Below are 13236 nucleotides of genomic sequence, written 5' to 3'. Positions count from 1 at the left end.
GGTTGCGACGGCGGCAGTGAAAGATCGGCGAGGATGATCGCGTGAACGTGATCGGCCGTATCGAGGCGGGCATCGACCGCTGGGTGGGTGCCGCGCGCAGCCGGTCGAGCCTGTTCGACCACGTGTGGCGTGCCGGGGCGCTCTACGCCGAGGTGTTGGCCGGGCGGCTCGCCGCGGCGATCGCCTACTACGGCTTCTTCGCGGTCTTCGCGCTGGCTCTGGTCGCGTACTCCATTTTCGGCGCGATCCTGGAGGACAACGACGAGGTCTCCGCGGCGGCGGCCAGGTTCCTGAAGGAGAACCTGCCGTTCCTGGACGCGCAGCAGATCGCCAACTCCAGCGGCACGGTCGGCGTGGTCGGCCTGGTCATCCTGGTCTTCACCGGGATCGGCTGGGTGGAGGCGATCCGCTCCTCTCAGCGCCTCATGTACGCGCTCAACCAGCAGCCCGGCAACCTCGTGGTCCGGCGGCTGGTCGACCTGGGGGTGATGATCGGCGTCTTCGTGCTGCTCGGCCTCTCGGTGGCGGCGGTGGACGCGTTGGAGTCGCTGCTGCGCTTCCTGCTGCGCAGCACCGGGTCGGTCGGGCTGACCACGGTCAGCGCGGTACTCAGCGTGCTGGTCAACGCTGTGCTCGCCACCGCGCTGCTGCTCGCGGTGCCCCGGCTGCGGATGAGCCGGTCCCGGCTGCGCCCGGTGGTGCTGCTGGTGGCGATCGGCATCACGCTGCTCAACACCGTCGGGCGGTACTACGTGGTGCGCACCGAGCGCAACCCGGCGTACACGGTGGTGGCCGGCGCGGTCGGTCTGCTGCTCTACCTCTACCTGCTCAACCAACTGGTGCTGTTCGGGGCGGCGTTGCTCGCGACCAGTACGAGCGGGCGGGTGGTGGATCTGGCGGAGGGCGCCCCGCCGGTGGATCTCGACGAGGACACCGATCCCGGTGCGCCGGGCGGTGCGGGCTGATGGCGGAGGTGCCTGACGTGCTGATCACGGTCGATCCCGACTCGCCGGTGCCCCCGTACGAGCAGGTGCGGGTGCAGCTCGCCGAGCTGATCGGCGACGGCCGGTTGCCGGTGGGCAGCCGACTGCCCACCGTCCGGCAGCTCGCCGCCGACCTGCGGCTGGCCGCGAACACGGTGGCGCGGGCGTACCGGGAACTGGAGGTGGCGGGGCTGTTGGAGACCCGGGGGCGCAACGGCACCTTCGTCGCACCCGGCCGCGACGACGCCGTCGACCGGCTGCACCGGGCCGCCGTCGAGTACGCCGCCGAGGCCCGGCGGCTGGGCGTACCCCCGGACCGTGCTGTCGCTCTCGTCCGCGCCGCCGTCGACGCCACCCGGCACGACTGAGCCCCTGCAGGTCGATCAACGTTCCCCCGTGGTTATCGCTTGTGTTGCCGAGGGCTACCGGCTCCAGAGATGTCAATGAATGCGCAATATTGACCGATGTTGCGGCTGTGCGTACCCGAGCGCTTCCCGCCGCCTCGCAGGGCACCAGAGGCAACCCGGGGGAGGACGTGAACAGCTCACCCGCCGTCACTCCTTCCGGACCGATGGCGGCGTTCCCCGGCATGACACCGAGCAAGGTCACGGACGCTTGGGCCGAGCGGTGGCGCGTCCCGGTCACGGTGGACGGCGCGCTGCACATCATCCGGGTGACCCTGCCCGGTAAGCAGGGCCAGTTGTCGGCCGCGGTCGGTCAGCCCTCGAAGGACCGCACGAACGAGGTGGCCCAGGTCCTCTGCATGGTCAAGCTGGGTGGTGCCGTGCAGCGGCCGTTGTTGCAGTCGCTGGTCGAGGGCTGCATCGGTCCGGTGCTCAAGGCGGAGGAACGCAAGGCGGTGCTCAACTGGCTGGTCGGCGTGGACTTCTCCGCTCCGACCTATCAGCTCCGGCGGACCTCTGAGTACGAACTGAACGCCAACCACAATTCCGACGAGAACTTCGCGCTCACCCTGTACGCGCGTTGATTCGCGGCGGTATAGCGCCGGGCCGCTGAACGGCCGATCGGGCGCCGGACGGGCGGTAACTGAACAGAACGGCACCGATGCTCGCGTTCGCGGACCATGATGAGCCCGTGGGCGCACTCATGACACTGGACCTGCCGGCCGACTCGCCGATGCTCGGCCTGCCGTGGATCATCACCTTCGGGCCGCTGGGCGACCTCGACGAGTGGGAGCCGGTGGTCTGCGGGCCGTACGAACGGCCGCACGCGTTGGCGTTGGCCGAGGCGGTGGTGGCCGATGAGCAGTTGATGGCCGTGGTCGAGCCGCTGCTGCCGGCGCTGTCGGCCGACGAGATCCGCAGCGAGATCGCCGCCGCGCAGGTGGCCGCGGAGGACGAGGCCCGGCAGGTCGAGGGGGCGGACCTGTACGGGGACTTCGAGGACGTGATCGACGAGGAGTTGGACGCGGCGGCCGACGAGGCGGGCCACGGTGAGCCCGCCGAGCCGCCGGACGAGGCCGAGGTGCGCGCCGGCTTCACCCGGATCGCGGCGCTGCTCACCGCGAAGTGACGCGACCGCTCAGCGGGTCGGCGGCCCGTCCAGCACGCAGAACTCGTTGCCCTCGGGGTCGGCGAGCACGGTGAACCGTTCGTTCTCGGTCTGGCCGAGTCGACGTGCCGTGCACCGGGGCACACCACCTGTCACACACGGACACCGGCGCCGCGCGGAGTGGACTCCGCGTGACGCCGGTGCACCTCACCCCCCACCACAAGGGGCCGGTAGCCCAGTCGCCCGTTGGCGCGGGGCACGACGGACGACCAGGTCGAGTTGGGCTTACCCGCTCAGCGCCGTTCCAACCAGGCGGCCGCGTCGACGGGCAGCAGGCGATCGGTGAGCGGCGCGCTCGCGACGATGAGCTCGCCGTACCCGTCGAGGGCCACGGGCGCTCCGCTGAGGTTGACGACGCAGGTCAGCGCGGTGGTGCCCGCGGTGCGGGAGAAGGCCAGCACGCCCGGTTCGGCCTGCAACCAGGTGACCTCGCCGGCGTCGACGGCCAGCGCCGGGTGTTCGTGACGAATACGCAGGGCGGCCCGGTACAGCTCCAGCGTCGAGTCGGGCGTACCGGCCTGCGCGGCGACCGACAGGGCGTCCCAGGTCGTCGGGGCGGGCAGCCAGCTCAGCTCGCTGCCGGCTGGCCCGAAGCCGTACGGCGCCAGCTCACCGCTCCACGGAATCGGCACCCGGCAGCCGTCGCGGCTCTCGCCGGTCCGCAGGAACGCCGGGTCCTGGCGCAGCTCGTCGGGAAGGTCGAGAACCTCGGGCAGGCCCAACTCCTCGCCCTGGTAGAGGTAGGCGCTGCCGGGGAGGGCGAGCATCAGCAGGCTGGCGGCGCGCGCCCGGCGCAGCCCTTCGGCGCCGTCGCCGTAGCGGGTGACGTGCCGCTGCTTGTCGTGGTTGGACAGCACCCAGGTGGTGGGCGCGCCGACCACTGTCGCCTCGGCGAGGGCGGTGTCGATCACCTTGCGGAACGAGTCGGCCGACCAGGTGGCGTCGAGGAAGTCGAAGCTGAACGCCTGGTGCAGCTCGTCCGGGCCGATGTAGCGGGCCAGCCGCTGCGGCGTCTCGGCCCACGCCTCGGCGACCGCCATCCGACCGCCGGGGTAGCTGTCCAGGATGGGTCGCCACGCGCGGTAGATCTCGTGCACCTCGTCCTGGTCGAAGTAGGGCAGGCGGGCCTTGCCGAGCAGGTCGACCTGGCGCTGCCCGGTCGTCGCCGTGCTGAAGCCGACGTCCGGCAGACCCTCGGCCTTGATCATGCCGTGGGCCACGTCGACGCGGAAGCCGTCCACGCCCCGGTCGAGCCAGAACCGCAGGACGTCCTCGAACTCGGCGCGGACCTCGGGGTGCCGCCAATTCAGGTCCGGCTGGGCCGGGTCGAACAGGTGCAGGTACCACTGGCCGTCGGCGATCCGGGTCCAGGCCGGGCCGCCGAAGATGCTCTCCCAGTCGTTGGGGGGCAGGTCACCGTGCTCGCCCCGGCCGTCGGCGAAGAGGTAGCGGGCCCGCTCGGGCGAGCCGGGGCCGGCGGCGAGGGCGTCGACGAACCAGCGGTGCGCGCTGGAGGTGTGGTTGGGCACCAGGTCGACGATGATCCGCAGGCCGAGGGCGTGCGCGTCGCTGATCATCGCGTCGAAGTCGGCGAGGGTGCCGAACAGGGGGTCGACGTCGCGGTAGTCGGCGACGTCGTATCCGCCGTCGATCATCGGGGAGGTGTAGAAGGGGGTCAGCCAGAGCGCGTCCACCCCGAGGTCGCGCAGGTACGGCAGCCGCTCCCGGATGCCCGCGAGGTCGCCGACGCCGTCACCGTTGCTGTCGGCGAAGCTGCGCACGTAGACCTGGTAGACGACCGCCGAGCGCCACCAGTCGTCGTCGGTGCGGGGCGGGGTGATGGTGCTGACGGTCATTGGTGATGTTTCCCCGTCTGTCTCAGGCTCGGGCGCGGCTGTCTGAGCAATATGCCGCCCGCCTCTGCAAGAGTCAAGCAGATCTTGCGTAAGGAAACCGCACGGCTGCCGGGGCGACCGCGGTCGAGCCCCGCGCGACCAACTCGGGGCGGAACAGGTACTCCGAGTGCGGGGCGCCGTGCCCGTTGATCTCGTCCACCAGGGCCCGGACCGCCGCCACCGCCATGGCGATGACGGGTTGCCGCACCGTGGTCAGCGGCGGGTCGGTGAAGGCCATCAGCGGTGAGTCGTCGTAGCCGACCACGGAGAGGTCGCCCGGAACGGTCAGACCGCGTTGCCGGGCCGCCCGCACCGCACCGAGCGCCATCAGGTCGGAGCCGCAGACCAGGCCGGTGACGCCCCGGTCGAGCAGCCGGCCGGCCGCCGCCTCGCCACCCTCCACACCGAACAGTGTCAGCTCGGCCAGCGGGCCGAGGTCGGCCTCGGCGACGCCGGCCAGGCGGGTCATCGCCGCCCGCCAGCCGGCCACCTTGCGCTGCACCGGCACGAACCGGTCCGGGCCGGTGATCAGGCCGATCCGCCGGTGCCCGAGCGCGACGAGGTGGGCCACGGCCAGGTCGGCGGCCTCCCGGTCGTCACAGGAGACGAAGGGGGCGCCGATGCCGGGGACGTACCCGTTGATCATCACGACCGGCAGCGGCCGGGCGATCAGCGCCCGGTAGCGGTCGTGGTTGGCGGCGGTGTCGGCGTGCAGGCCGGAGACGAAGACGATCCCGGAGACCTGCCGGTCCAGCAGCATCTCCACGTATTCGTCCTCGGTCACGCCGCCGGCGGTCTGGGTGCAGAGCACCGGGGTGAACCCGCTCTGCGCCAGCGTCGACTCGATGACCTGCGCGAACGCCGGGAAGATCGGGTTGTCCAACTCGGGCACCACCAGGCCGACCAGGCCGGCGCTGCGCTTGCGCAGTCGTGCCGGTCGCTCGTAGCCCAGGACGTCGAGGGCGGTGAGGACGGCCTGTCGGGTCTCCGGGGCCACGCCGGGGCGGTCGTTGAGCACCCGCGACACCGTGGCCTCGCTGACTTCGGCCTGCTGGGCGATGTCGGACAGTCGAGCGCGCATGGCGGCACTTTAGCCCACCGGCAAGTTCTTGCGGGGCTCTCTGCAAGCCCTTCCATTATCTGCAACCTCTTGCTAACGTCCCCGCAACATACGCGAGCAGCGGCGCAGCATCGCTGCGCCGGTTGGCAAAAACTTTCAGTTTTCCCACTGGCGGACCGTCCTTCCCCCGGCGGATCCGCCATGACGACAGGAGTACCGATGCGCATCCGTACCGCGGGTGTGGTCGCCCTCTTCGCCCTGGCGCTCGCCGCCTCCGGCTGTGGTGGCGACAGCGACAAGCCGGCCGCGAAGGAATCCCCCAAGGCGGCCGGCGGCAAACTGGTGATCTGGGCGGACGACAAGCGCACCGCTGCCCTCAAGCCGTTCGCCGAGAAGTTCGGCCAGGAGAACGGCGTCACCGTCGAGGTCCAGGCCGTCAGCAAGGACCTGCAGACCAACTTCGTCACCGCCTCGCAGCAGGGCAGCGGCCCCGACGTGGTGGTCGGCGCGCACGACTGGATCGGCAACCTGGTGCAGAACGGCGCCATCGACCCCGTGCAGCTCGCCGCCGAGCAGAAGAGCGCGTTCAACGCGACCGCCATCAAGGCGGTCACCTTCAACGGTCAGCTCTACGGTGTGCCGTACGCGCAGGAGAACCTGGCGCTGATCCGCAACACCGAGCTGGCCCCCGAGGCGCCGAAGACCATCGAGGACCTGGTCGCCACGGGCAAGCAGCTCAAGGCGTCGAAGAAGGCCACCGAGACGCTCTGCCTCCAGGTCGGCCAGAACGGCGACGCGTACCACATCTACCCGCTCTACAGCTCGGCCGGCGGCTACCTCTTCGGCACCGGAGCCAACGGGGACTACGACCCGAAGGACCTGGGCGTGGGCAAGCCCGCGTCGATCGAGGCGTTCAAGAAGATCAGCGCGCTGGGCGAGAAGGGCGAGGGCGTGCTCAAGCGCTCCATCGCGGACACCAACTCGATCGCCACCTTCACCGGCAAGAAGTGCGCGTACCTGGTCTCCGGGCCGTGGGCGATCGCCGACGTCAAGAAGGCCAACGTCAAGTACGACATCTCCGCCATCCCCGGCTTCGCCGGCGGTAAGGAAGCCCAGCCGTTCGTGGGTGTGCAGGCGTTCTACGTCGCCGCCAAGGGCAAGAACAAGGCACTGGCCCAGGAGTTCGTCGCCAACTACACCACCACTCCCGAGCTGGCCGTCGCGCTCTACAACGCCGAGCCCCGGCCGCCGGCGCTGACCGCCGCCCTCGACCAGGTCAAGGGCAGTGACCCGGATCTGGCGAAGTTCCAGGAGGCCGGCAAGAACGGCCAGGTGCTCCCGGCGATCCCGGCGATGGCCGCCATCTGGGACCCGTTCGGCAAGGCCGAGGCCGCCGTCATCGGCGGGGCCGACCCGACCAGCACCATCACCGCCGCCGGCAAGACCATCTCCGGCCAGATCAAGTAATGAGTACGCCGCTGTCCGGCCCGGGGTCTGCCACGCAGACCCCGGGCCGGGGGCCCGTCGGCTCCCGACCCCCGCGCTCGCGTGACCACGCGCCGATCACCCTGACCGGCCTCGCCGGCAAGGTGCTCCTGCTCGGCCTCACCGCCGGCATCGCCCTCTGGGCGGCATTCCCGCTCATCGACGGGGAGAAATGGGCCGGCCTGGCCCTGCTGGCGGCGACCACCGCCGGGCTGTTCTACCTCTACCTCACCCGGCGGCACATCCCGGCCAAGTACCTGGTGCCAGGCACCCTGTTCCTCATCGCCTTCCAGGTGTTCCCCGTGCTCTACACGGCGAGCACCGCCTTCACCAACTTCGGTGACGGGCACCGGGGCAGCAAGGACGAGGCGATCGTCGCGATCCAGACCTCGTCGGTCACCCAGGTGCCCGGCTCCGCCGAGTACGCCCTGTCGGTCGCCACCAAGGGCGACCCGGCCACCGCGCCACTGGTCTTCCTGGTCACCGACCCCACCACCGGGGCGGTCTCCGCCGGCGACGCGGGCGGGCTGCGCCGACTCGACGCCGCCGACGTCACCGTCGGCACGGGCGGAAAGGTCACCGCCGCCGACGGCTACACCGTGCTGAACTTCGGCCAGGCCAGCGCCCGCAGCAAGGAGATCACCGACCTGGTCGTCCCGACCGCCGGTGGCGCGCTGCGGTCCAGCGGCCTGTCCCGGGCGTACGAGGGCAAGGCGGTGCGGGCGTACGACGCCGGCTGCGACTGCGTCCGGGACACCGGAACCGGGCAGACCTGGACCGCCGACGAGGAGGTGGGCGCCTTCGTCGCCGCCGACGGCGAGCGGCTGGCCCAGGGCTGGAAAATCAACGTCGGGCTGCGCAACTTCACCCGCGTGCTCACCGACGAGAACATCTCCGGCCCGTTCCTGGGCACCCTGATCTGGAATTTCGCGTTCGCCATCGCCTCCACCGCAGGCACGTTCCTGCTCGGCATGCTGATCGCGCTCGTGCTGCACTCGCCCCGGATGCGGGGCACCAACCTCTACCGGGTGCTGCTGGTCCTGCCGTACGCCATGCCGTCGTTCGCGATGCTGCTGGCCTGGCGGGACATGTTCAACGCCGACTTCGGCCTGATCAATAACCTGTTCGGGCTGGACGTGGACTGGTTCGGCCAACCGTGGACGGCCCGCTTCGCGGTCATCCTCGTGCAGCTGTGGCTCGGCTACCCGTACATGTTCCTGGTGGCCACCGGCGCGTTGCAGGCCATCCCGAGGGAGCTGACCGAGGCCACGTCGGTCGACGGGGCGTCGCCCTGGCAGTCCTTCCGCGCGGTCACCCTGCCGCTGCTGCTGGTCGCGCTGTCTCCGCTGCTGATCTCGTCGTTCGCGTACAACTTCAACAACTTCAACGCGATCTACCTGACCACCGAGGGCGCGCCCTTCCCGGCCGACAACCCGACCAACGGCGCCACCGACCTGCTCATCACGTACACCTATCGGCTGGCCTTCGGCGGGCAGGGCGCGCAGTTCGGCTTCGCCGCCGCGATCTCGCTGTTCATCTTCGCCATCGTCGCCGTCGTCTCGGCGGTCAGTTTCCGGCGGACCCGCAAGCAGGAGGAGGTGTACTCGTGAGCACCCTCACCGCGCGTACCGGCGACACGGCCGGCCGCCCGGCCGCGAACCGGAACATCAGTGGTAGGCGGCGTAACCGCTGGTTCGCCCAGGTCGGCTGGCGGCACCTGGTCGCCATGCTCGCCGTGCTGTTCAGCCTCTTCCCGATCGTATTCGTGCTCTCCGCCGCGCTCAATCCGCTCGGCACGCTCTCCACCAGCGAGCTGGTGCCCACCGACGGGGTGTCGCTCGGCAACTTCAGCGGGCTGTTCGAGCGGACCGCCTTCGAACGGTGGTTCCTCAACTCCCTGCTGATCGCCGGGGTGGCCTCGTTCGCGTCGGTGTTCCTGTCGGCGCTGGCCGCGTACGCCTTCTCCCGGATGCGCTTCCGGGGACGGCGGGTGGGGCTGTTGTCGCTGCTGCTGATCCAGATGTTCCCGCAGTTCCTGGCGATCGTGGCGATCTACCTGATCTTCGGCACGATCACCGACCTGTGGCCGTCGATCGGCTTCAACACCCCGTGGGGGTTGCTGCTGCTCTACCTGGGTGGGGCGCTCGGCGTGAACACCTGGCTGATGAAGGGCTTCTTCGACACCCTGCCCCGGGAACTGGACGAGTCGGCGACGATGGACGGCGCGTCGCACGCCCAGGTCTTCTTCCGGATCATGCTGCCGCTGGTGGCGCCGATCCTGGCGGTGGCCGGGCTGCTGGCGTTCATCGGCACCATCAACGAGTTCCTGATGGCCAACGTGTTCCTCACCAGCAGCGACTCGAAGACCCTCGCGGTCGGCATGTACGGCCTGTTGCAGGGCAACGAGCGCAACAACAACTTCGGGATCTTCGCGGCCGGCACCCTGCTCACCGCGATCCCGACGGTGCTGGTCTTCCAGCTCCTGCAGCGCTACATCGTCTCCGGCCTGACCGCCGGAGCGGTCAAGGGATGACCACGCCGCAGCCGCACCACGACGGATCCGTCGGCTACGTCCCGCAGCAGGAGCCGACGCTCGGCGAGACCGTCGACGTCTTCGTCCGGGTTCCGGCCGGCGCCGACGTCCGGCAGGTGCACGTGCGGACCACCGGCGACGGTGAGCCACACTTCCGTGCGGCCACCGTGGACCGTGCCGAGGGCGACGTCCTCTGGTGGCGTGCCGAGGTCGAGGCGCGCAACCCGGTGAGCAACTACCGCTTCCTGCTCTCCGGGCGGCACGGTCCCCGGTGGCTGACCGCCGCCGGTGTGGCCGACCACGACGTGCCCGACCACGGCGACTTCAAGCTGGTCACCCGCGCCGCGCCGCCGGCCTGGGCACGGGACGCGGTGATCTACCAGATCTTCCCGGACCGGTTCGCCCGTTCGGCGGCGGCGGATGATCGGCCGCTGCCGGACTGGGCGATCCCGTGCGACTGGGACACCCCGGTGATCGGGCGGGGCCCCGAGACGCCGTACCAGTTCTACGGCGGCGACCTGGACGGGATCACCGAGCGGCTGGACCATCTGGACCGGCTCGGGGTGAACACCGTCTACCTCACCCCGATCTTCCCGGCCCGTTCCAACCACCGCTACGACGCGGCCAGCTTCGACCGGGTCGATCCGCTGCTCGGCGGGGACGCCGCGCTGGCCCGCCTCGCCGAGGCGGTACGCGCCCGGGGCTGGCGGCTGCTCGGCGACATCACCAGCAACCACACCGGCGACGGCCACGACTGGTTCGCGTCGGCCTCCTCGGACGTGCGCGCGCCCGAGCGGGGGCTGTACTACTTCGACGAGAGCTCCGGCTCGTACGAGTCCTGGAACGGCGTCAAGTCGCTGCCGAAGCTGAACTGGGGCAGCGTCGACCTGCGCCGTCGCTTCGCCACCGCCGAGGACGCCGCGCTGCGCCGCTGGCTGCGCCCGCCGTACGGCCTTTCCGGGTGGCGGGTCGACGTGGCGAACATGACCGGCCGGCGGGGCGTCGACGCGTACACCCACGAGGTGGCGGCGCTGCTGCGCTCGGTGGTCGTCGGGGAGCGTCCGGACGCCCTGCTGATGGCCGAGCACGGCCACGACCACACCGGTGACCTGGACCGCGATGGCTGGCACGGCACCATGAACTACGTCGGCTTCACCGACCCGATCTGGTCCTGGCTGCGCCACGGCGACCAGCCGGTGCCGAACTTCCTCGGTACCCCGGGCGGGGTGCCCCGGCGGGACGCGGAAGCGGTGCTGGCCACCATGGGCGCGTACCGGTCGCTGGTCTCGTGGCGCTCGTACGTGCACTCCTGGCAGCTGCTCGGCTCGCACGACTCGGCGCGGATCCGGACGGTGGTCGGCGACGCCGCCCGGCAGGAGGTGGCCGCCGGTCTGCTCGCCACGATGCCCGGCACTCCGATGATCTTCGCGGGGGACGAGCTGGGGCTGACCGGCACGAACGGCGAGTCCTCGCGTACCCCGATGCCGTGGCGCCGGCCGGGCAGTTGGGACGCCGCCACGTTCGCCACGTACCGGTCGCTGATCGCGTTGCGTCGCGCGGAGCCGGCGCTGCGCCACGGCGGTCTGCGGTGGCTGCACCACGACCCGGACACGCTGGTCTTCCTGCGGGAGGCGCCGGCCGGCTCGGTGCTGGTGCTGGCCCGCCGGGCGCCCGGCACGCCGGTGCGGCTGACCGGGCTGCCGGCCGCCGACAACGTGTACGGCGGGGCGTCCGCGCTCCGGCCCGGGCCGGACGGGGTGTCGACCCTGTCCGGCGACGGCCCCACCTTCCAGGTGTGGCGGCTGTGGTGACCGGGCTCGACGCGCCGACCGGCCGACCCCCTACTACGAACTGTCGTTGATGGGGGAGGATGGGCGGCGTGGAAGCACTGCGACTCATTCTCCTCTATGTCCATCTGATCGGCTTCGCCCTGCTGCTCGGCGGCTCGATCGCGCAGTACGTCAGCGGGAAGCTGCGCATCAACTCCGCCATGCTCTGGGGCGCCGGGATCCAGCTGCTGACCGGGCTCGGTCTCTCCGCGCCGCTGCGCGGCGGTGGTGACAACGAGCCGGACCCGGCGAAACTTGTGACGAAGTTGGTGATCGCGCTGCTGATCTTCGTCATGGTCTTCTTCTCCCGGAAGCGGGACGTGGTCAACCGCGGCCACTTCCTCGCGATCGTCGGCCTGACCCTGGTCAACGCGGCGGTCGCGGTCTTTTGGCGGTAACGTCCGGCGGAGGGGATGACCTCCGCGAACCGGACGTTCGGGACGCCTCGATGCTCGGTTACCAGCACGAAGAGTGATGTGCCCCACGCAAGGGTTACACCCGGGTAACAGGCGCTCAACAGTCGTGCACGATTGTCGGCCGGTGGGTGGGCGCGGGCGTACGCTCCCGTCCGTAACGTGGGACAGCCGGCGGCACACCCGCAGGTCGGCTGATGGGCTGCCACCGCACTAGGCGCGGTGTGCAATGGGAAGGAGACGTCTTGCGCTCGGTGCGTGGGATGCGGATCGCCTCGATCTTCGCGGTAGGTGGGCTCGTGCTCAGCGCCGCCGCGTGTGGCGAGGCCCCCGATAGTGACAAGAACGCCGGCAGTGGCGCCAAGAAGTACAGCGCCTGCATGGTGACCGACGTCGGCGGCATCGACGACAAGTCGTTCAACACCTCGGCCTGGAAGGGTCTGCAGGAGGCCAAGGCCGCCAACGACAACATCGACATCAAGTACGTCGCGTCGAAGTCCGAGCCCGACTACGAGCCGAACCTGACGCAGTTCGTCAACCAGAAGTGCGACTTCATCCTGGCGGTCGGCGGCCTGATGGCCAACGCCACCTCGAAGATCGCCAAGGCGAACCCGAACCAGCAGTTCGGCATCGTCGATGCCAACCCGGGTGACGCCAACGTCTACCCGATGCAGTTCGACACCGCCCAGGCCGCGTTCCAGGCCGGCTACCTCGCCGCCGGGATGAGCAAGACCGGCAAGGTGGGCACCTACGGTGGTCTGCCGATCCCGCCGGTGACGATCTTCATGGACGGCTTCGTCGACGGTGTGAAGTACTACAACACCGCCAAGGGCAAGAACGTCCAGGCGCTGGGCTGGAACAAGGAGACCCAGAAGGGCTCCTTCACCAACGACTTCGCCAAGCAGGACGAGGGCAAGAAGGTCTCCGACGCGCTGGTCGCCCAGGGCGCGGACATCATCATGCCGGTCGCCGGCGGCTCCGGCCTCGGCACCACCGCCGCGGCCAAGGCCTCGGGCGGCAAGTACAGCACCATCTGGGTGGACGTCGACGGCTGCGAGAGCACCCCGGACTGCGCCGCGATCATCACCACCGTGGTCAAGAACATCCCGGAGGCCGTCAAGGAGGCGGTGGTGAAGGCCGCCGGTGGCGAGAAGCTGCAGGCCAACCCGGGCTTCGTCGGCACCCTGGCCAACACCGGTGTCTCGATCGCCCCGTACCACGACTTCGACGGCAAGGTTCCGGCCGAGCTGAAGACCGAGGTTGACAAGATCAAGGCGGACATCGCCGCCGGCACCATCACCGTCACCTCGAAGGCCCAGCCGACCAAGTGACAACCGCCCGGCCCCTCCGGTGAGATCATCGCAGGAGCGGCGGGGTACAGGTACGACCGATCCGGCCGCTCCGGCCCGCGGGTGACCACCCCGGGGGGCCGCGCGGGCGCGAAGCGCGCCCCCGGGGCCGGCCGG

13 protein-coding genes are annotated in these 13236 nt (G+C 70.4%); 10 read left to right on the top strand and 3 right to left on the bottom strand.

Going from position 1 to position 13236, the window contains the following annotated elements; all coding sequences use genetic code 11:
* The first annotated feature begins 41 nt into the window (after nt 1-41).
* From ABZU46_RS21600 to ABZU46_RS21585, 4 genes are all read left to right on the top strand, one after another.
* Nucleotides 42-965, top strand: coding sequence for a YhjD/YihY/BrkB family envelope integrity protein (locus tag ABZU46_RS21600; RefSeq protein WP_354860502.1), 924 nt, complete (start codon nt 42-44; stop codon nt 963-965).
* A complete protein-coding gene (locus tag ABZU46_RS21595) occupies nt 965-1351 on the top strand; it encodes a GntR family transcriptional regulator (RefSeq protein WP_354860500.1) in 387 nt (128 codons plus the stop codon). The genes ABZU46_RS21600 and ABZU46_RS21595 overlap by 1 nt, the downstream gene beginning before the upstream one ends.
* 107 nt (nt 1352-1458) lie before the next feature.
* Complete coding sequence (locus ABZU46_RS21590) at nt 1459-1971, top strand: hypothetical protein (RefSeq protein WP_354860499.1); 513 nt, start codon at nt 1459-1461, stop codon at nt 1969-1971.
* 107 nt (nt 1972-2078) lie between these two features.
* On the top strand, nt 2079-2516 hold the full coding sequence (locus ABZU46_RS21585; RefSeq protein WP_354860498.1) for a hypothetical protein: 438 nt from the start codon (nt 2079-2081) through the stop codon (nt 2514-2516).
* 9 nt (nt 2517-2525) lie between these two features.
* Here the strand turns inward: ABZU46_RS21585 and ABZU46_RS21580 are convergent, their stop codons facing one another.
* From ABZU46_RS21580 to ABZU46_RS21570, 3 genes are all read right to left on the bottom strand, one after another.
* Nucleotides 2526-2651, bottom strand: coding sequence for a VOC family protein (locus tag ABZU46_RS21580; RefSeq protein ID WP_354860496.1), 126 nt, complete (start codon nt 2649-2651; stop codon nt 2526-2528).
* Between the two features lie 137 nt (nt 2652-2788).
* Complete coding sequence (locus ABZU46_RS21575) at nt 2789-4411, bottom strand: glycoside hydrolase family 13 protein (RefSeq protein ID WP_354860495.1); 1623 nt, start codon at nt 4409-4411, stop codon at nt 2789-2791.
* 73 nt (nt 4412-4484) lie between these two features.
* Nucleotides 4485-5531, bottom strand: a complete 1047-nt coding sequence (locus tag ABZU46_RS21570; protein WP_354860493.1) for a LacI family DNA-binding transcriptional regulator — start codon at nt 5529-5531, stop codon at nt 4485-4487.
* Nucleotides 5532-5729: 198 nt separating this feature from the next.
* On the opposite strand from ABZU46_RS21570, the gene ABZU46_RS21565 reads away from it, so the two are divergent.
* The 6 genes from ABZU46_RS21565 to ABZU46_RS21540 all read left to right on the top strand — a co-directional run bounded on the left by ABZU46_RS21565 (nt 5730) and on the right by ABZU46_RS21540 (nt 13101).
* Nucleotides 5730-6977: a maltose ABC transporter substrate-binding protein gene (locus ABZU46_RS21565; protein WP_354860491.1), complete on the top strand. Its 1248-nt coding sequence runs from the start codon at nt 5730-5732 to the stop codon at nt 6975-6977.
* Nucleotides 6977-8605, top strand: coding sequence for an ABC transporter permease subunit (locus ABZU46_RS21560; protein WP_354860489.1), 1629 nt, complete (start codon nt 6977-6979; stop codon nt 8603-8605). The genes ABZU46_RS21565 and ABZU46_RS21560 overlap by 1 nt, the downstream gene beginning before the upstream one ends.
* Nucleotides 8606-8721: 116 nt before the next feature.
* Complete coding sequence (locus ABZU46_RS21555; RefSeq protein WP_354860526.1) at nt 8722-9528, top strand: ABC transporter permease subunit; 807 nt, start codon at nt 8722-8724, stop codon at nt 9526-9528.
* Nucleotides 9525-11339, top strand: coding sequence for a glycoside hydrolase family 13 protein (locus tag ABZU46_RS21550; protein ID WP_354860487.1), 1815 nt, complete (start codon nt 9525-9527; stop codon nt 11337-11339). The genes ABZU46_RS21555 and ABZU46_RS21550 overlap by 4 nt, the downstream gene beginning before the upstream one ends.
* A gap of 68 nt (nt 11340-11407) precedes the next feature.
* Complete coding sequence (locus ABZU46_RS21545) at nt 11408-11755, top strand: hypothetical protein (protein WP_354860485.1); 348 nt, start codon at nt 11408-11410, stop codon at nt 11753-11755.
* A gap of 278 nt (nt 11756-12033) precedes the next feature.
* Nucleotides 12034-13101, top strand: a complete 1068-nt coding sequence (locus ABZU46_RS21540; RefSeq protein ID WP_354860524.1) for a BMP family ABC transporter substrate-binding protein — start codon at nt 12034-12036, stop codon at nt 13099-13101.
* The last annotated feature ends 135 nt before the right edge of the window (nt 13102-13236 follow it).

Origin of the sequence: Micromonospora sp. NPDC005197 (assembly GCF_040608295.1) — a bacterium.
Taxonomy (GTDB): domain Bacteria; phylum Actinomycetota; class Actinomycetes; order Mycobacteriales; family Micromonosporaceae; genus Micromonospora.
This window is presented reverse-complemented; position numbering and strand designations above follow the sequence as displayed.